The organism is Novosphingobium sp. BL-S-20, from assembly GCF_055521635.1.
This window is the reverse complement of the sequence record NZ_CM145493.1, coordinates 1,531,511-1,551,054: the sequence shown is the minus strand read 5'-3', so window position 1 is coordinate 1,551,054 and position 19,544 is coordinate 1,531,511. Positions and strand designations below refer to the sequence as shown.

Annotated in this window: 9 protein-coding genes; 8 read left to right on the top strand and 1 reads right to left on the bottom strand. The window is 65.8% G+C overall.

The genetic code is table 11. The annotated features are described in order from the left end of the window. The first annotated feature begins 506 nt into the window (after positions 1-506). The gene (locus tag ACZ1II_RS06335; protein ID WP_465143571.1) at positions 507-7,298 is read left to right on the top strand and encodes an Ig-like domain-containing protein; all 6,792 of its coding nucleotides are present in this window, start codon (positions 507-509) and stop codon (positions 7,296-7,298) included. 48 nt (positions 7,299-7,346) lie between these two features. Here the strand turns inward: ACZ1II_RS06335 and ACZ1II_RS06330 are convergent, their stop codons facing one another. Continuing rightward, a complete protein-coding gene (locus ACZ1II_RS06330; protein WP_465143570.1) occupies positions 7,347-8,474 on the bottom strand; it encodes an alkene reductase in 1,128 nt (375 codons plus the stop codon). A 102-nt stretch (positions 8,475-8,576) separates the two neighbouring features. Between ACZ1II_RS06330 and ACZ1II_RS06325 the strand changes: the two genes are divergently transcribed. From ACZ1II_RS06325 to ACZ1II_RS06295, 7 genes are all read left to right on the top strand, one after another. Continuing rightward, the gene (locus tag ACZ1II_RS06325) at positions 8,577-9,461 is read left to right on the top strand and encodes a LysR substrate-binding domain-containing protein (protein ID WP_465143569.1); all 885 of its coding nucleotides are present in this window, start codon (positions 8,577-8,579) and stop codon (positions 9,459-9,461) included. A gap of 454 nt (positions 9,462-9,915) precedes the next feature. Then, positions 9,916-10,419: a sigma-70 family RNA polymerase sigma factor gene (locus ACZ1II_RS06320; protein ID WP_465143568.1), complete on the top strand. Its 504-nt coding sequence runs from the start codon at positions 9,916-9,918 to the stop codon at positions 10,417-10,419. A gap of 123 nt (positions 10,420-10,542) precedes the next feature. After that, complete coding sequence (locus ACZ1II_RS06315) at positions 10,543-11,520, top strand: FecR family protein (protein WP_465143567.1); 978 nt, start codon at positions 10,543-10,545, stop codon at positions 11,518-11,520. A 150-nt stretch (positions 11,521-11,670) separates the two neighbouring features. Continuing rightward, positions 11,671-14,517 carry an energy transducer TonB gene (locus ACZ1II_RS06310; protein ID WP_465143566.1) on the top strand — a complete coding sequence of 949 codons (2,847 nt, stop codon included), beginning with the start codon at positions 11,671-11,673 and terminating at the stop codon, positions 14,515-14,517. Next, complete coding sequence (locus tag ACZ1II_RS06305; RefSeq protein ID WP_465143565.1) at positions 14,517-15,656, top strand: cytochrome-c peroxidase; 1,140 nt, start codon at positions 14,517-14,519, stop codon at positions 15,654-15,656. Before ACZ1II_RS06310 ends, ACZ1II_RS06305 begins: the two co-directional genes overlap by 1 nt. 22 nt (positions 15,657-15,678) lie before the next feature. Next, the gene (locus tag ACZ1II_RS06300; protein ID WP_465143564.1) at positions 15,679-16,455 is read left to right on the top strand and encodes an energy transducer TonB family protein; all 777 of its coding nucleotides are present in this window, start codon (positions 15,679-15,681) and stop codon (positions 16,453-16,455) included. A gap of 204 nt (positions 16,456-16,659) precedes the next feature. Next, on the top strand, positions 16,660-19,536 hold the full coding sequence (locus ACZ1II_RS06295; protein ID WP_465143563.1) for a M16 family metallopeptidase: 2,877 nt from the start codon (positions 16,660-16,662) through the stop codon (positions 19,534-19,536). The last annotated feature ends 8 nt before the right edge of the window (positions 19,537-19,544 follow it).

Here is a 19,544-nt window from a genome sequence, read left to right as displayed (position 1 = left end):
GCGTGCGACTTGCTGACGTTCGGATGTGTCGTGGATTCCGCGATTGTGGGAGCGAGCAGGCATCGCAACGTGTTTCGCTTGGTCGTGCAGCCAGAGCTTTCTTTCGAGTTTTCCTGGGCGCCATTCTGGTGCTTCTGCCGACGGGCGCCTGGGCTGCGTCGACCGGTTGTGACGAGATCAACAATCTCGGCGGCATATTCACGGTCGATTCGAACGGCGTCGGAACCGACAAATTCACGACCCCCGGTCCGCACACTTTCGCCAATGGAGAGAGAGTCTTCTACTCCTGGTCGGGAAACACCAAGGGCGCCTATATATACGTCCTCTGGACTCAGAACGACGGAACTGCATGGTCATCCAGTTCAGTATTGGATTCGACGGCGGTTTCAGGTTCGGGAAGTTTCATTATTTCCGGACCGAGTCCCAATGACTACTTCCAGGTCGGCATCGCCGATACAAATTATCTGACCCCTCCGAGCACACCCAAGCCTTCCTCACGCGATAGCGTGGTCGCCATCAGCCTGAGCTGCTCGTCCAACCCTGTGCTGGGCGTCGCGATGAGCCACGCAGGCAATGCGGCCCAAGGCGGCCTGATGAGCTACACGATCACGCCGAGTGTGACCAGCACCCCCACGACGAGCGCGCCGTTGACGGCCACGCTGAACCTTCCGGTGGGCATGAGCATTTCGAGCCTGTCCGGCACGGGCTGGACCTGCTCGGCGGCGGGCCAGACCGGCTCGTGCACGCGGACCGGCAGTTTCGGCCCCGGCACGGGCCCCGTCATCAACCTGATCGCAACGTTTGCGGCCAATGCGGGCACACCGCTTGTGCCTTCGGTGACCTTGTCGGGAGGCGGCGCGAGTGCTTCCGCTTCGGCCAGCGATTCGACCACCGTGATCCAGGCTCCGACCGTCACCGGCATTTCACCGACGACAGGTCCAATCGGCGGCGGCACGACGGTGACGATCACCGGCACCAACCTCTCCAATCCCACCGGTGTCTCGTTCGGCGGGATTTCCTCGGGCTCGTTCGTGGGAGGCAGTGCGACCCAGATAACCGCAGTCGCTCCGGCCGGTAGCGGCACCGTGGACGTGCGGGTCACGACAGCGGCGGGAACCAGCGCAACTTCGGCCTCGGACCAGTATACTTACGTGGCCGCGCCGATCGCCGCCAACCTCGATGCGGGGACGGTTGCTTTCGGTGCCGGGACCCCGATCACGCTGACCGGGTCCATTACCGGTAGCCATACGAGCATCGCCGTTCCCGGCGGACCGGCCAACGGCACCGTCGCCATTGCGGGCGATGTCGTCACTTATACACCCACCACTGGCTATGCCGGACCCGACAGCTTCACCTATACCGCTACCGGTGTGGGCGGCACCTCCGCGCCGGCGACGGTCAGCCTGATCGTGGCGCAAGGCACCCAGACGATCACTTTCGGCGCCTTGCCCAACGTCTCGATCGCGGCCTCGCCGCTGTCCCTTTCGGCGACCGCGAGCTCGGGCCTTGCCGTCAGCTTCACCTCGCAGACCACGCCGGTCTGCACTGTGTCCGGCACGGCGCTCACCCTGCTGCAGCCGGGAACCTGCTCGGTCCAGGCCGATCAGGTAGGGAGCAGCAGCTACAGCGCTGCCCCCAGCGTGATCCGCAGCTTCGCCGTCACCCCGGCTCCGCTCGCTGTCACTTCGGCTGCGGCGACCGGCCTGATCGTGGGCGGCACGTTCAGCCAGACCAACGCGGCTTCCGGCGGCATCGCACCTTATTCGTATGCGCTCAATGCGGGCGCGCTGCCGCCAGGCACTTCGCTCAATACGGCAACCGGCATCGTGACCGGCACGCCGACGGTAGCTGGCAGCTTCAGTTACCAGATCTCCGCCAGCGACAGTCAGCCGATCACGGCTCTTGGCCCGATCGTCACCGTCGCGATCGCAAAGGGCAACCAGTCGGTCAGCTTCACGTCGAGCGCACCGTCCTCGGCGGCAGTCGGCGGCAGCTATACGGTCGCGGCGAGTGCCACTTCAGGGCTCGGCGTGACCTATTCGCTGGATGCGGGCAGCACCGGCTGCGCGCTTGCCGGAACCACGCTCACGTTCGCCGGCCCCGGCACCTGCCGGATCAATGCCAACCAGGCGGGCGACGCCAACTGGAACGCCGCCGCGCAGGCCCAGCAGACTTTCACCATCGCCCCTGCCGGTGCGGTGAGTGTCGCACTCAGCTATGCGCCTTCGCCCGCCACGGTGGGAACCAGCGGCCAGCTCACCGTCACCTTCATCAATCCCAATGCCGGAACGACGCCTGGTTTCACCACCTCGCTCCATTCCAACGGCAGCGTGTTCACGCGCCTTCCGGGTGTGGGCGGCAGCTGCGGCATTTCCGCAGGAAACACCTCGGCGCCGAGCGGCACCCAGCTCGACTTCATCAATATCCAGATCCCTACAGGCGTATGCACCGTGACCGTGCCCTACCAGGCCTCGGGTGCCGGGCTGGCCAGCTTCAGCGTCGCCAGTTTCACCCCGGCAGGCTATCCCTCGTCCCCCGGTGCGGTCTCGGCAGCCATCGCCGTGACCCCCACGGTCACCGCGATCTCACCGAGCAGCGGACCGCCCAGCCAGGTGGTGACCTTGTCCGGTACCGGCTTCAGCAGCACGCCCGGCAACAATATCGTCCAGTTCGGATCGGTCGCCGGTAACGTGACCGGCGCCAGTGCCACCTCGCTCACCGTCACCGCACCCGCCACCGGCTCGGGCAATGTCACCGTGACGGTTTCCGTCAACGGCCAGGCCAGCCCGACCGGCGCAAGCTTCACGTTCATCGACCGGCCCATCGCGGCAGACAAGCCGGGAGTGACGGTCGCCTACAACACCGGCACCGCGATCGACCTCTCTGCTTCGATCAGCGGAGGCCCGCATAGCACCATCGCCATCGCCTCGACCGCGTCGCACGGCACGCTCACCATTGCCGGTGACGTGGTGACCTATACGCCGACGAGCGGCTATTTCGGCCCCGACAGCTTCACCTACACCGCCAGCGGCCCCGGCGGCCTCTCGAACGTCGCCACCGTCAGCCTGACGGTCGCCACCCCGGCCGCCCCGGTCGCTGCCGACAGGTCGGACCTTGCCGTGGCTTACGGCAGCACCGGCACCGCGATCGACCTCTCCGGCGCGATCACCGGCACCTATTCAAGCATGGCGATCGCCACGGCGCCGACGCACGGCACCGTGAGCGTGGCCGGGACCGTCGTCACCTACACCCCGGCCGCGGGCTACTTCGGTGCCGACAGCTTCACTTATACCGCCACCGGCCCCGGCGGAACTTCGGCACCGGGAACCGTGAGCCTGACCGTCGCCACGCCCGGCACGCCGACCGTCGCCGACCGGACGGGGGTTGCCGTCGCCTATGGCAGCAGCGGCCAGGCCATCGACCTCTCGGGCGCGGTGAGCGGCGTCCACACCGTGCTCGCCGTGGCCACGCCGCCCGCGCATGGCACCGCCAGCGTCAGCGGCGATACGATCACCTACGTTCCTGCGGCCACGTATTTCGGCCCGGACAGCTTCACGTATACCGCGACCGGCCCAGGCGGCACTTCGGCGCCGGGAACCGTCACCCTGACGGTTGCCACGCCCGGCACGCCGACCGTCGCCGACCGAACGGGGGTTGCCGTCGCCTATGGCAGCAGTGGCACCGCGATCGATCTGTCGGGCGCGGTGAGCGGCGTCCACAGCGCACTCGCGATTGCCACGCCGCCTGCTCACGGCACCGCCAGCGTCAGCGGCGATACGATCACTTACGTTCCCGCCGCCGCCTACTTCGGTGCCGACAGCTTCACGTATACCGCGACCGGCCCGGGCGGTACTTCGGCGCCGGGAACCGTCACGGTCGTCGTCGCCACTCCGGCCGCGCCGACCGCTGCGAACCGCAGCGGGATCGCCGTACCCTATGGCAGCAGCAGCACCGCTATCGACCTCGCCGGTTCGATCACGGGTGTCCATTCGGGCATTGCGATTGCCACGGCGCCGACGCATGGCACGGCCAGCATTGCCGGAGATGTGGTGACGTATACTCCGGCCGCGGGTTACTTCGGCGCCGACAGCTTCACTTACACTGCGACCGGCCCCGGCGGCACTTCGGCGCCTGCCACCGTCACGATGACCATCGCCACTCCGGCGGCGCCGACGGCCGCGAACCGCAGCGGCGTGGTCGTCCCCTATGACAGCGCGGGCCTCGCCATCGACCTCTCGGCCTCGGTGAGCGGCGTCCACACGGCGCTCGCCATCGCCACGCCGCCTGCCCACGGCACCGCCAGCATCAGCGGCGATACGATCACGTATGTCCCTGCGGCAGGCTACTTCGGCCCGGACAGCTTCACCTATACCGCGAGTGGACCCGGCGGAACCTCTGCACCTGCCAGCGTGAGCCTGACCATCGCCACGCCCGGCGCCCCAACCGTCGCCGACCGGACCGGGGTTGCCGTGGCTTACGGCAGCAGCGGCCAGGCCATCGACCTCTCGGGGGCGGTGAGCGGGGTCCACACCGCGATCGCCATCGCCACGCCGCCTGCCCACGGCACCGCCAGCGTCAGCGGCGATACGATCACGTATGTCCCTGCGGTAGGCTACTTCGGGGCCGACAGCTTCACCTTCACGGCGAGCGGCCCCGGCGGCACTTCGGCCCCGGCCAGCGTGACCCTGAGCGTGGCGGTGCCCGCACCGCCGGTGGCGGCGAACCGCGACGGCGTAGCCGTGGCTTACGGCAGCAGCGGTACCGCGATCGACCTCTCGGGTGCGGTGAGCGGGGTCCACACCGCGCTCGCCGTCGCCAGCCCGCCCGCGCATGGTACCGCCAGCGTCAGCGGCGATACGATCACGTATGTCCCCGCCGCCGCCTACTTCGGAGCAGACAGCTTCACGTATACCGCGAGCGGGCCGGGCGGCACTTCGGCCCCGGCCAGCGTGACCCTGAACGTGGCGGTGCCCGCACCGCCGGTGGCTGCAAACCGCGACGGCGTAGCCGTGGCTTACGGCAGCAGCGGCCAGGCCATCGATCTCTCGGCCTCGGTGAGCGGCGTCTACACGGCACTTGCCATTGCCACGCCGCCTGCCCACGGCACCGCCAGCGTCAGCGGCGATACGATCACGTATGTCCCCGCCGCCGCCTACTTCGGAGCCGACAGCTTCACGTATACCGCGAGCGGGCCGGGCGGCACTTCGGCTCCGGCAACCGTCGGCCTGGTGGTGGCAACGCCGCCGGCACCGACCGTGCACGACAAGAGCGGCGTCGCCGTTCCCTATGACAGCCCCGGCACCGCGATCGATCTCTCGCCTTCGGTAAGCGGCATCAGCACCGGCCTTGCGGTCGCGGCGGCCCCGGCCCATGGGATCGTGACGATCGCCGGTAATACCGCGACTTACGTGCCGAACACCGGCTACTTCGGCGCCGACAGCTTCACCTTCACCGCCACCGGACCCGGCGGTACCTCCGGCACGGCAAGTGTCAGCCTCGACGTCGCGGTGCCCCCGGCGCCGACCGCCAAGGCGGGTACGGGATCGGTGGTCTCCTCCACCCAGGCGCAGAAGTCGGTGGACATCGACCTCGCCGCTCTGGTGGCGGGCGAATATACCGCCGTCGAACTGGCCGGAACCTCCACGCACGGCACTGTCGCGCTGCGCGGCACGCGCAATGCGATCGCGACTTATACGCCCAATCCCGGGTTCTCCGGCACCGACACCTTCGGGTTTGTCGCGGTGGGGCCGGGCGGGCGTTCGGCGCCGGCCACCGTCACCATCACTGTGACCGGAACCGTGCCGACCGCGGCGGCCAAGACCGCCGAGGCGATCGACAACCAGCCCGTCTCGATCGAACTGACCGAGGGGGCCACCGAAGGACCCTTCACCGGCGCCGCGATCGTCAGCATCGCGCCTGCCGACAAGGCCACCGCGAAGATCGTCGAGGAGGGGCCGGCAGGCGCGCATACCTACCGGCTGGAAGTGACGCCCGCGCCGCACTACGGCGGCACGATCCTCGTCACCTACACTCTGTCGAACCTGTTCGGCACTTCGGCCCCGGCGACCGTGACGATCACCGTCACCGCGCGCCCGGATCCCTCGCTCGATCCGAACATCCGTGCGCTGAGCGATGCCCAGGTCGAATCGACCCGGCGCTTCGCCCAGACCCAGAGCCGCAACTTCCTGCAACGCACCGAGCAGCTGCATAACGGCGGCGGTTCCGGCAAGGCCCGCATGGGTGTCTCGCTGGGCATTCTCGACATGCGGCGATCGGTATCGGGCGCTTTCGGCATGGGCACTCCGGCCGACGAACTCGAACTGGTCGACCGGATGCGCGGACGGCCCGGCAACTATGCGACCGGCTTCGATCCGCGCGCACCGATGAATGCCCGCACTGCGAATGCAGGGGCCGCAGGTCCGGAAGGCAGCGGGCAGGGCGAGGGGCCGAGCAGCGGCACGGAACGTCAGGTCGGTTCGGTCGCCGTCTGGACCGGAGGCCAGCTTGCCCTCGGCACCCGCAACCGCACCAACGACCGCGACAAGATCTCCATCGCCACCAGCGGGCTGAGCGCGGGCGCGGATATCAAGCTCTCGCCCGACGTCACCGTGGGGCTGGGCGGCGGCATGGGCTTCGACGACAGCGAGATCGGCGACAATGCCGCCCGGCTCCATGGCCGCAGCAGCGTGGCCGCCGCCTATGGCAGCACGGCGCCGTTCCCGGGCATGTTCGTGGACTTCGTGATCGGCTACGGGGACTTGCGCTTCAAGACCCGGCGGATCGTCGACGGCGCGCTGACGCGCGGATCGCGCGACGGCTCCATGTGGTTCGGCGCCGCCTCGACCGGCCTCGACCGCATCAGCGGCAACTTGCGCTGGTCGCTCTACGGCCGCGGCGAGTGGCTGAGCGGCACGCTCGATGCCTACCGGGAGAACGGCGCCGGGATCATGGACCTGCGCTTCGACAAGCGCGACGCCAATTCTCTGGCGGGCGTGCTGGGCGGACGCTTCGAACTCGACAAGCGCCTGCTGATCGGCAGCTTCCGGCCCCGTGTGCGCCTCGAATGGTCGCATGAGTTCCAGGACTCGAGCGCCCAGTTCCTCGACTACGCCGACATTCCGGGCCAGGCGTTCTACGGCATCCGCACCGATGGCTGGACCCGAGACCAGTACGAGGTGGCCCTCGGCGGCGGTCTCTACACCCTCTCGGCCTGGGTCTTCGACATGGAACTCGGCCTGCGCGGCGCATCAAACCAACGCGACGGAAGACTCACCGTCAGAGTCTCAAAGGACTTCTGATACGAAAACGGCCGGGCCAACCAATGGAAAGCCCGGCCGGCGCAAGGTTCAGGCGGGCTGATAGGCCGGATAGTCCACGAAACCTTCGGTTCCGCCGCCGTAATAGGTTTCGCGGTCCGGCGGGGTCAGTGCCCAATTGTTCCGAAGGCGCGCGACAAGATCGGGATTGGAAATGAACGGCTGCCCGAATGCCGCCAGATCGATCGTGCCGTCGGCGATGAGGGCCTCGGCCCGCTCGCGGGTCATGCCGCCGGCAAGGATCAGGGCCGTTTCCGGAAGCTTCTTTCGGAAGTCTCGCAGCAGCGCGTAAATTCGTTCCGTTACAGGTACGGCGGAACCTTCATCGTAGAAGAATCCCGATTGGTCCATGAGATGGAGATAGGCGATCCCTCGTTCGCCGAGTGCTGCGACCAATGCGCTGTAGGTTTCCTCTATGGCGTCGTAATGGGCCATGTCGAACAGCTTGCCGAATGGCGACAGCCGAATGCCGACGCGTTGATGTCCGATCCGCGCGATCACCGCATCGACGACCTCCAGGGCAAAGCGCAAGCGGTTTTCCATGTTGTCCGAAGCATAGCGGTCCGTTCGGTCGTTGACGGTCGGATTCAGAAACTGTTCGAACAGATATCCGTTCGCGCCATGGATTTCGACGCCGTCAAATCCTGCTTCCACTGCATTGGCGGCGGCGTCGGCGAAGTCCATCACGACGCGGCCGACCTCTTCGGTGCCCAGAGGGCGCGGTGCCGTCGTCGGGACAAAACCGGGCTTGCCCTCGGCGTCGTAGCCAAAGGCGGTTGCTCCGTTCGCGACTTTCGTACTCGGGCTGACCGGCGATGCGCCATCCTGCTGGATGGAGGGATGCGATACGCGGCCGACGTGCCAGAGTTGGGCGAAGATGCGGCCGCCCAGGCTATGGACGGATTGGGTGGTGCGTTTCCATCCCGCGATCTGCTCGGGCGTGAAGATGCCGGGGTTGAACAGATAGCCTTGGCCTTCGCGGGAAATCGGCGTTCCTTCGCTGACGATCAGCCCAGCCGTCGCGCGCTGGGCATAATAGAGGGCGATCGTGTCGGTCGCGATGTCTTCCGGTGCCCGCGAGCGCGTCATCGGTGCCATCACGATACGGTTGGAGAGCGTGGTACCGGCAAGATCGAACGGAGAGAACAGGTCGGTCATGGTAGTCCTTGGATAGGGAAAGCGATTACCCTCCAGATAGGCGCAAGGGCTTTGCCGATTAAGTGACGTGCAATTCCGATCATTGCGGATCATAAGTTCGTAATGATCGATCCTGTAGACAGCCTCTCGGGCCTGCGCGCTTTCGTCGGTGCGGCCGAGACACGAAGCTTCAAGATGGCCGGGCAGTCGCTGGGCATCTCCTCCTCGGCGGTCGGCAAGGCGATCGCACGATTGGAGGCCCAGTTATCGACGACCCTGTTCCAGCGCACGACCCGGTCCATCGTCCTGACCGAACCGGGCGAACTATTTCTGGTGCGCGCGCGTCGTATCCTGGGGGAACTGCGGGCGGGCGAAGCGGAACTGGCCGAACTGGCCGGCGATCCGCTCGGACGTCTGCGGATCAGCCTGCCGGTGTCCGGTACCCTGTTCAGCCGAGCGATTGCCGCATTCGCGGAGGCTCATCCTCAGGTCGAACTGGAGATCGATTATAGCGATCGATTGGTGAATGTTGTCGATGAAGGTTTCGACGTCGTTGCGCGGACCGGGGAAACTGGCGATTCCCGTCTGTTGCGCCGGGTTCTCGGCACTATTGAATGGCAACTTGCGGCGGCGCCCGCTTATCTCAAGCGCAGCGGCATACCCACAGTACCGCATGATCTGCACCACCACATCTGTCTGCGCCAGAAATCGGCGGCGGGCCGAATTACCCCCTGGGCGATGCGCTCGGCCCCGGATTACCAGGCTCCGGTCAGCCTGACGGCGAGCGTCATCGACCCGCTGTATCGACTTGCACTCGATGGGGCCGGTATCGGTTGTTTCCCCCGCTTCATGGTGCGCGACGCGATTGCAGAGGGGGCGCTCCAAGCCGTTCTGGACGGCGAAATCCGACAGGTGGGGACACTGACGATGCTGTGGCCCGCTGCGCGATTTCGCGTACCCAAGGTGCGCGCCTTCATCGATATCGCGGCGCGACATGTCCGTCCGTAGAAAGGTTCTCGGGCGCATATGCAGGCCGCTCACCACTGCCGACCGGCATGTGTCTGCATAACCGATGGCCGAGAGGTGTGGTGCAAGCGTGCCTTTCGGCTTGGCCTCGCGCTTTCTCAGCCGCTCGATCATGGCGCGATGTCGACGGCCGCACACTTGCCGTTTCGTCGATTTCGGGGGTGCGTAGTCGGCCTCGAAACTGCCGGTGATGGGCTGGATGAACTCATTGACGTCACGGCGTAAAATGCTTGCGCTGATCGGTATTACGTCGTGCGGCGCAGACATGGAGGGCAGGTGTGTGGAGATGGAAAATCCGTGCGCGGCGCATTGCAATCTTGTGTTTGCGAGTGAATCGCAATAGTGGCGGGTGCCGATCGTTCCGGAATCAGCGGGCACGAAAGGATGCCCATTGAACAGCAGGAAATCGCAAGCATCGCCAGACGAGACACCGACGATGAATGCCTATCTGGCGCATCGCCCGGCACTCGTCGATTATGCTGCCAAAGTTGTCGGCAATCGCGAGCAGGCCGAAGATATCGTCCAGGAAGCCTGGCTGGCGCTGTCGTTGCGGAGCAGTGGCAAGGATGTGCGCGAGCCGCTCGGCTATCTGCGCACGACGGTCCGAAATCTGGCGATCGATGCGCTGCGGCAGCGCGTCCGCGAAACCAGGCTGATGGGCGGCGATATGGAAAGCGCTACCCGCACGGCGGTCGATGGGCAGGCAACTCCGGAAAAGACGGCATTCGTCAGGCGCGACCTGGCATGCGTCATGGGCGTGCTGCGCAATTTGCCGGAGCGGCAGCGCGTAGCGATTGAGATGTATCGGTTCGGCGATTACAAGCTGCGCGAAATCGCTGATTCTTTGGGAATTTCCGTATCGCTTGCGCATTTGCTGATCGCGGACGGCCTGGCGACCTGCTCCACGCGATGCGGGATCGACCGGCGCGATCTCTCATGAAAAAATTCTTTTTGGAAAAGCGATGCGTCGGAGCGTCTTGCTTTCATGAGGTTCGCGCGCCCCTTTCCTGCGAAACGCATCGGACGGTTCTGGCCGCGCTCCGAGGCAGATTCGAGCCTGTCCATGAGCGATAGCGAACGCACCGCCAGCCAGCAGGCTGCCGACTGGCTGATCCGTCTTCGCGAGGAACCGGACAGCGCCTCGCTGCGCCTGGGTTTCGAGGCCTGGCTGGATGTTGATCCCGCCCATGCCTGCGCGTGGGTCGCGGTTTCGGAAACCTTCGAGGCGATCGCCGCGGTCGGTCCCGAACTGGAAGGACAATGGCGCGGCGGTGATCTTGCTCCGCTGCGCGTTTCTCGGTGGCCCTGGCGGCACCGGGATACCGGACGCACCGGGCCGGTCCGATATGGCCGGATGGTCGCGGGGGCCGTTGCCGCTGCATTGGCGCTCTGGTTCGCCCCTGCCGCCTTGCTGCGCGTCCAGTCCGACTATGTGACCGGCCCCGGCGAACTGCGCCGCCTGACACTAGCGGATGGCAGCACCGTGCGCATGGGGCCGGACAGCGCCCTTGCCGTGGACTACAGTGCCGATGCCCGCTCCGTTCGCCTGCTGGCGGGAGAGGCCTGGTTCGATGTCGAGCATGACCCGGCAGCCCCGTTCCGCGTCACGGCCGGAGATGTGCGGATGACCGTGCTGGGAACGAGTTTCGATGTCCGGCGCGTCGGCGATGCGACTGCGGTTTCACTCAAGCGTGGGCGCGTGCGCGTGGCGGCGGAAGGTGTTTCGCGCGAACTGTCGCCAGGCCAATGGGTCCGGGTCGGTGCAGCGCATCGGATCGAGAGCGGCGCGGAGGACCCAAACCTGCTCGGCGCATGGCAGGATGGCGCGATCATCGCCCACAATCGCCCGATCGGAGAGGTCATCGACGAACTGCGGCCCTGGTATCGCGGACGTATCGTCGTGCTGAACCGCGCGCTCGGTCGCAGCCGGGTCGATGGGGTCTACAACGCGCACGAGCCTGAAAATGCGCTGGCGGCCATCGTCGAGCACGCCGGCGGCAAAGTGCGGCGGATCACGCCGTGGATGATCGTTATCTCGTAACCAGGGTTTCCGGTGCGCCCATGGGAATTCGTTTCCCGGCGTGAAATTTTTTTTTGGAAAATCGAACATGGCGGTCGTCTCACTCTGACCAACCGGCTTGTGCAGTTGCCTCGCAATAGCATCAGGTCCGTTTTTCAGGAGATTCGATCGATGGATGGGGCAGTGAGCTACAGGAGAACGAAGCGGGCCGTGTTGGCTGCGGCGCTCCTGGCGACTTCGGCATTGGCCACGACGGCGACTGTCGCCCCTGCTGCGGCGCAGAACGAAACGGTGCGCCGTTTCGATATCCCGGCACAGTCGCTGCTGCGCGCCATCGCCCAGTTCAATCGCCAGTCCGGTATCCAGATCACCGCCGAGGGCGGGCTCGTATCGGACCGCGCCACTGCCGCGGTCAGGGGCGATTTCGAGACATCGGAGGCGCTCGGCGTCATGCTGTCGGGGACCGGCCTTGCCTGGCGCTGGGTCGACGATCGCACGGTGGCGTTGGAACCCCTGGCCCAGCTTGCCAGCGGCAATGCTCTGTTCGCTTCGTTCCCCTCGGGCAGCGCACAGGAAGCAGCGGGCGGCAGCGATCCTTCCGCCCAGGTGCTTCCCGAAGTCGTGGCCGACGGCGACAGTGCAGATGAAGTCTATGCGATGGGAACCGGCAGTGCCTCCGGCGAGAGCACCATCGGCGAAAAGGACATCCGTGCCCGCGCGCCCGGTTCGGGCGATGCGAACCAGTTGCTGAAGATCCTGCCGACCGTCCAGTTCTCGAACGACGAGGGGCTGGCCACGCGCGAGGACATCCTCGATCTGCGTCCTGCCGATATCTCGATCTCCGGCGGACGCTATTACGACAATCTCATCACGCTCGATGGCATCGACGTGAATTCGCGTGTGGATACCACGCAGGGCACGCCCCAGAGCACATACGAGCTGGCGGGCGCCAGCGCGGAATCGATCTGGGTGGACAGCAATCTCATCGGCGAGATGACGGTGCGCGATTCCAACGTTTCGGCGCAGTATGGCCGTTTCACCGGCGGTGCGCTGGATATCAGGACCCGCGCGCCCAGGCGGGAATGGGGCGTCACGAGTTCGGTTTCCTACAGCTCCGATGCGCTCACCAACTACAAGATTTCCGATGCTTCTCGCGAAGCGCTGGCGGGGCAGGAAATGCCCGAGAAGCCGTCGTTCGAGAAGTGGCGCTACGGCGTTACCCTGGACGTTCCCGTTTCGGCCGATGTCGGCCTGCTGCTGGCCTACAACCGGTCGCGCGCGGATGTCATCTATCAGCGCGCCGCCACCTACGGCAGCACCCGCTTCGGCCAGACCAGCGTCAGCGATAATGTGCTGGCCAAGTTCGATGCCGATCTTCGACCCGATCTGAAGCTCACCGGCCAGTTCGTCTATTCGCCCTACAGCAGCGAATATACCGATGACGGTGCGGTCGATAACACGATCACCTCGAAGGGGGGCGGGATAACCGGCAAGATGGAACTCGCCCATTCGGGCAGTTCGGACTGGAACGTGACGGCGACGTTCTCGCACAACGATACGGGGCGCGACACCGCACCGACGCGCTACGTGATCCCCTCGTGGACGACGAATGGCGGCATCTGCTCCTCGACCAACTGCACGTTCGGCAGCTTCGGCGATCTCGACCAGTCGCAGGATACTTATGGGCTGACCGGCCGATGGTCGCGCGATATCGGCCCCGGCAAGCTCTCGGCGGGCTTCGACTACCAGCACATCGACGCCATGCGCAGCCGTCCGGAGGAGAACTGGTCCTACACCACCAGCACCTCGCGCACGCTGGCCGGCACGATCGTCTGCGCGGACGGCGACAGCATGACCTGCGTGAGCGGCGAATACGCGCTGACTGCAGCCAACCGTTATGCCGCCTATACCGCGCGGGTGCGCCTCGACAGTATCGGCAGCTGGGCCGAATATGCCGCGAGCTTCGGCCGCTTCTCCGCCCGCGTGGGGCTGCGCCACGATTACGAGAGCTTCCTCGGCAATCACAATTTCGCGCCGCGTCTTTCCGCGACTTACGATTTGCCCTGGGCCGGGTGGAGCGTGACGCTCGGCGCCAATCGCTATTACGGCCGCTCGATGCTGTCCTATGCATTGCGCTCGCAATATCCGGACAACTACGCCTATCGGCGCACTGCGACGGTGAGCGGCGGCATGAACGTCTATTCCGACAGCGGCTGGTACCTCAACTCCACCAACCGTTCGGCCAGTTATTCGGACGGCAATATGAAGACGCCCTATTCCGACGAACTGTCGGCGGCGCTGTCGGCCAAGGTACTGGGCGGAAGCTTGCGCGTGAAGGGCATCTACCGCGAGGCTAAGGACGAGTTCACGCGCTCGGCGGGCGAGACTCTGACGACCCTGCTCGATAACGGGAAGACCGGCACTTACACCAATTACGTCATTATCAATGACGGCTCCAGTTCCTACAAGGGCGTTTCGATCGAATGGAATCGCAGCTTCGGCAAGCATTCGATCGCGGTGAACGCCAACTTCTCGAAGACGGTATCGAGCAACTGGGACTATTTCGACAGCGCCGAGGACGCCCTCGATGCCACCATGGTCGCGCTTGACGGCAACCTCCTGTCGCTTTCTGCCGTCGACGAGATGAACCAGCGCGCCAGCATGGCGGCGCCGCTCATCATCAACGCTTCCTGGACGGCCTGGTGGCTGGACGACCGCCTGACGACCAACCTCAACTTGCGCTATCGCAACAGCTACACACGTATCGAATCCACCGATGACAGCACGACGATCGGCGGCGTGACATACGAACTCTACGACTATGTGCTCTATCCCAAGTCGATCGACGCCAATCTCAACGCCCAGTTCGAGGTGATCCGCTCGCCGCTCGGCGGGCTGACGCTGGAAGCGCGCGTCGCCAACCTGTTCGACCGGACTCCGTCGCCCAACAGTTCGACGACATCGCAGCCCTATCAGTACGGCCGGTCGGTGTGGCTGGGAATGACGTATCGCTACTGATGGGATTCGAGTTCGGAAATCTGGTCAGCCGGGCGCTGATCTGCGCCGCCGTCTGCGTTATCGCGGTTCAGGCGTCGGGGCAGATGGCTAAGCCGCCCGCGCGCCCCATCTCACCTGCCCCGGTGCAGAACGGCGAAGCCATGCCGAGCGCGGCGGAGCTTCGCCGCCTCTACGATGGTCTGCCGGAAACCTGGCCCCGTCCCGTGCTCAGGGACGGGGCCAGGTTCCGGGAGTTCGCGCCGCTGCCCGCGCTGCCGTCCGGCGGAGCGAAGGAGGCGGCCTTGGCGGCCATCGGCAAGCGGCTGTTCGACGACCCTGCCTTGTCGGGCAGCGGCCAGATCGCCTGCTCGTCCTGCCACAATCCGGAACTCGGCCTTGGCGACGGCTTGCGCACGTCCTTCGGTGACAGGCGGCAGCGCGGACGCCGCAATGCCCCGACATTGTACGCCGTTGCCTGGATGACGCCGCTGTTCTGGGACGGCCGCAGCCCGACCTTGGAGGACCAGGCGCTGCATCCGATCATGGACGGCAAGGAAATGGCGGGCGACACGCGCATCGTGGCGGCCCGCGTGCGCCGCCGCGCCGACTATCGCGAAGCCTTCGAGGCCGCCGACGGCACCCGGCGGATTGGGATCGGGGATGTGGCCCGCGCGCTGGCCGCCTATGAGCGAACGCTGGCACCGCCGCGCACGCGCTGGAGCCGGGTGGTGTCGAAAGGCGGGCGCTTCCTGGACGATCGGGAAGTGCAGGGCCTTCACCTGTTTCGCACTAAAGCGGGATGCGTCTCGTGCCACAGCGGTCCGCTGCTGTCGGACGGGGCGTTCCACAACCTCGGCATCAGCTTCTATGGACGCAGCAGGGAAGATCCGGGGCGCTACGAAGTGACAGGCGATCCGGGCGATGTCGGGCGCTTCCGCACCGCCTCGCTGCTCGGGCTGAGCCGGACAGCGCCGTATATGCACAGCGGCCTGTTCCCGACGCTCGAAGACGTCGTGGCGCTCTACAACGCCGGAGGGGGCAAGGATCGACCCCGGCGCGACGGCGATGGGCCTGCGCCGGTCCAAGATCCCTTGCTCATGCCGCTGAAACTCACGCGGGAGGAACGCGATGCGCTCGCGGCGTTCCTGAAGGTCCTGTGAGCGTGCAGGAAGGATCGGCTCGATGACTCCTCGTCTTACATCGGCCTTGCTCACGGCTTCGGTGCACGGGCTGGTTCTGGTCCTGCTGCTGGCGGCTTGGCGTGTGCCGCAGACCGGCGAGGAGGGTGCCGCTGCAGGCCAACGGCTCACGACGATCTCCCTCACCGATGCACGGGACGAGGACAGCGAAGCGAAATCTCGCAGCCAGTCTGCGCCGAGCAAGGCAGCGAGCCCTGCCGAGGCGGCTGCGGCTGATGGGCCTGCCGTCTTGCCTCCGCCGGTTCGCCCCATCGTTCCCGAAGTGACGAGGCCAGTAGCCATCGCGCCGGGCGAAGGGCCGCAGGAGGGCGAGCGCGCAGGGCTTGCCGTGGTTCGGCCAACGTCCGCACCGGCGGTTCAGGTTTCCACCCATGCTCCGGCGCAGGCGCAGGCTTCGGCGTCCGATGGCGGGCGTCCCGGCGCTGCGCCTGCCGTTTCCGATGCCTCCGCACCGGCAAGGGGCAGCGCAGGAAGCAATGCCTATGCCGTCAAGGTTTTCCGGCACATCCTGCGGCGGAAGGCATTTCCGGCGAGCCTCGCGCAGGCCGGAATTCGCGGTCGGGTGCTGGTCCGGTTCAATCTCACGGGAAGCGGCGAGATAACCGACATCGCCGTCGCCAGAAGCAGCGGCGTCGCCGCGCTCGACGGACTGGCGCTGGCGCAGATCCGCGACGCGGTCCCCTATCCGCGGCCACCCAAGGAACTGAGCGCCGCGCAGCTCCATTTCATCGTGCCGATGACCTATCGGCCGCTCTCATGAGGCATGCGACATGAAGGCTGTCGCTTGCAATCCCCGCGGCCTGCACCCTTTCCGGCGCTAGCGATAATCGCCACGCGCTCGTCCGCCACGCGCCCGTCGCTGCCCATTCGAACCATTCCAGAAATCCACCGGCGAGCGGGGACAAGCCTTCCGGCTTTCATGACTCCCGCTCGCCGCCGCTTCCACGGAGCTTCGCACCAGACCATGAAGACCTCGCTTGTCCCGATCGCTTTCCTTCTTGCTGCAACGCCTCTCGCGGCAAGCGAACCCGTCCGCGTGGACGATACCTCATGGGCGTTCGAAAGCAGCGACATTCCCATGGACGAGGGCTTCCGTGTCGGCCGTCTCGCCAACGGCATGCGTTATGTGCTGCGTCACAATGACACGCCGGCCGGCACCGTGGTCGTCCGCATGGATGTGAATGCCGGGTCGCTCGACGAAGCTCCGGAGGAGCGCGGCTATGCGCACTTCCTCGAACACATGGCGTTCAACGGTTCGCACCGGGTGCCCGAGGGGCAAATGGTGCCTCTGCTGGAACGGGCCGGGCTGGCGTTCGGATCGGACACCAATGCCTCCACCAATTTCACGCGCACGCTCTACAAGCTCGACCTGCCGCGCGCGGACCGCGAACTGCTCGACACGGCGCTGATGCTGATGCGCGAGACCGCGAGCAACCTGACGATTGCGCAGGATGCCGTGGCGCGCGAACGCGGCGTGGTGCTCGCGGAAATGCGCGATCGCGATTCCCCGGCGCTGCGAAGCACGGTGGATGGAATGGCGTTCTTCTATCCCGGCGCGCTTTACACGCAGCGCCTGCCGATCGGCACGAGGGAGACGCTGGAGGCCGCGACTGCCGCGTCGCTTCGTGCCTTCTACGAGCGTGAATACGTGCCTGCCCATACGACGCTGGTCGTCGTGGGAGATATCGATGTCGACGCGGTGGAAGCGGACATCCGCCGGCGCTTCGGCGACTGGCAGCCGCGCCCTGTCGAAGCGCAGCCGGACGCGGGGCCGGTCGATCCCGCCGACGCCGGACGCATCCGCATCTATACCGCGCCCGCACTGTCGGAACACGTCACGATCCAGCGCAGCGGCGCCTATATCGACGAGACCGACACGCTCGAAAACCGCGAGCAGGCCATTCTCCGCGCAATCGGATATGCCATCGTCAACCGGCGCCTGAGCCGTCTTGCCCATGGCGCGACACCGCCTTTCCGCAGCGCCAGTTTCGGAACCGGCGATCTTTTCGAGACGGCGCGCTCGACGGCTCTGACCGTCAGCACCGTCGACGGGCAGTGGCGGGCGGGCATTATCGCGGCCGGTCTCGAATACAGGCGAGCGCTGGAGTATGGTTTCACGGCGGATGAAGTGGCCGAGCAAGTCGCACGGTTGCTGACCGGAGCGCGGAATGCTGCCGCTTCGGCCGCGACCCGCAGCAACAACGGCCTCGCGCAGCTGGCACTGGGTCTGGTGGACGACCGCGTGATACCTTCGACGCCGCAATCCGCGCTGGAGCGCATCGACGAACTGGCACCCCGGATCACCGCCGACGACGTGCTGCAGGCGATGCTCCGGGAAGCCGTTCCCCTGGAGCAGCCGATGATCCGCTTTACCGGACGAAAGGCACCCGAAGGCGGTGAGGATGCACTGCGGTCTGCCTGGGCCTCGATCCAGCAGTCGAGCATCGGCAAAGGGAAGGAAACCAGGCCCCGGCCATTTGCCTATACCGCGTTCGGTGCGCCGGGACGGGTTGTCCGTGATGTCCGGTCGGACCTGGGTATCCGCGAGATACGCTTTGCCAACGGGGTCATGGTCAATCTACGCAGAACCGAACTCGAGAAGGATCGTGTCCGGGTCAGTCTTGCGGTCGACGGCGGAAGCAGACTGAACACGACTGAAAACCCTCGCGCCACTCAGCTCGTGCCCAGTCTTGCCAGCGGCGGTCTCGGCAGGCACGGCGCCGACGAATTGAAGTCCATCCTTGCGGGGCACAGTGTCGGCATGGGCCTTGGCATTGGGGAAGATTCCTTCGATGCCGGCGCCGTCAGCACCCCGCGCGACCTGGAACTGCAATTGCAGCTGCTGGCCGCGCTGATCACCGATCCGGGCTATCGGCCCGAAGGCGAGGTTCGCTATCGCCAATCGATCGACAACCAGTTCGCAAAGCTCGACGCGACGCCCAAATCGGCCTTGCAGGCGCGGCTTGGCAGTCTGACGAGCGGGGGCGATCCGCGTTTCTCGCTGGGAGCCGCGGACGACTACCGCCAGCTCTCTTTCGCCCGGCTGAAGGCTGATATCGGTGATCGCCTTGCGCATGGCGCGATCGAGATTGGTCTGGTCGGAGATTTTGACGAAGAGGTCGCCATCGCGCTGGTCGGGCGCACTTTCGGCGCGTTGTCGCAGCGCGAACCGGCCTTCGGTTCGCATGAAGGGCAGCCGCCTCGCGTCTTTCCGAAGACCGCGGCGCGGCATGTCGTCCGGCACGATGGACCGGCGAACCAGGCGATCCTGCGCATGCTCTGGCCCACCCGCGACGATGCCGACCCACTCGAAACCGCCAAGCTCGAACTGCTTCACGAAATCATGGACATCAGGCTGACCGAGGAACTGCGCGAAACGCTCGGCAAGGCCTATTCGCCCGGTTCTGCAAGTTTGATGTCGCATGTCTGGAAGGGCTACGGCTACTTCCAGGTCAATGCATCCATTGATGCCGTGGAGATTCCGGCGACCCGCCGTGCGATCGAGGACGTCGTTGCCGGCTTGCGGAACGGGCCTGTCGAAGCGGACGTGCTGCAACGTGCGCGCGAACCGATGCTTCAACGGCTGGGTAATGCACTCAAGGGCAATGGCGGCTGGATGGGTCTGGTGTCGCGATCGCAATCGCAGCCGGAGCGCATTGCACGTTTCGAAAGCGCGACCGATCGTTTGCGCGCCATAACGGCGGCGGACCTACAGGAAACGGCAGTCCGCTATCTTGGCGCGGAAGGGCGCATGGAAATCCTGTCGATCGCGCGGACCGCCACAGATACGGAACCCGTTTTCCTCTCGCAGTCCATGCGAGCCGATGGGGCAGGGAAATAATTCATCGG

Excerpts from the sequence above, each read along its gene's own strand:
- ACZ1II_RS06330 (WP_465143570.1), bottom strand. The coding sequence starts at position 8,474 with ATGACCGACCTGTTCTCTCCGTTCGATCTTGCCGGTACCACGCTCTCC.
- ACZ1II_RS06325 (WP_465143569.1), top strand. The coding sequence starts at position 8,577 with ATGATCGATCCTGTAGACAGCCTCTCGGGCCTGCGCGCTTTCGTCGGT.
- ACZ1II_RS06320 (WP_465143568.1), top strand. The coding sequence starts at position 9,916 with ATGAATGCCTATCTGGCGCATCGCCCGGCACTCGTCGATTATGCTGCC.
- ACZ1II_RS06315 (WP_465143567.1), top strand. The coding sequence starts at position 10,543 with ATGAGCGATAGCGAACGCACCGCCAGCCAGCAGGCTGCCGACTGGCTG.
- ACZ1II_RS06310 (WP_465143566.1), top strand. The coding sequence starts at position 11,671 with ATGGATGGGGCAGTGAGCTACAGGAGAACGAAGCGGGCCGTGTTGGCT.
- ACZ1II_RS06305 (WP_465143565.1), top strand. The coding sequence starts at position 14,517 with ATGGGATTCGAGTTCGGAAATCTGGTCAGCCGGGCGCTGATCTGCGCC.
- ACZ1II_RS06300 (WP_465143564.1), top strand. The coding sequence starts at position 15,679 with ATGACTCCTCGTCTTACATCGGCCTTGCTCACGGCTTCGGTGCACGGG.
- ACZ1II_RS06295 (WP_465143563.1), top strand. The coding sequence starts at position 16,660 with ATGAAGACCTCGCTTGTCCCGATCGCTTTCCTTCTTGCTGCAACGCCT.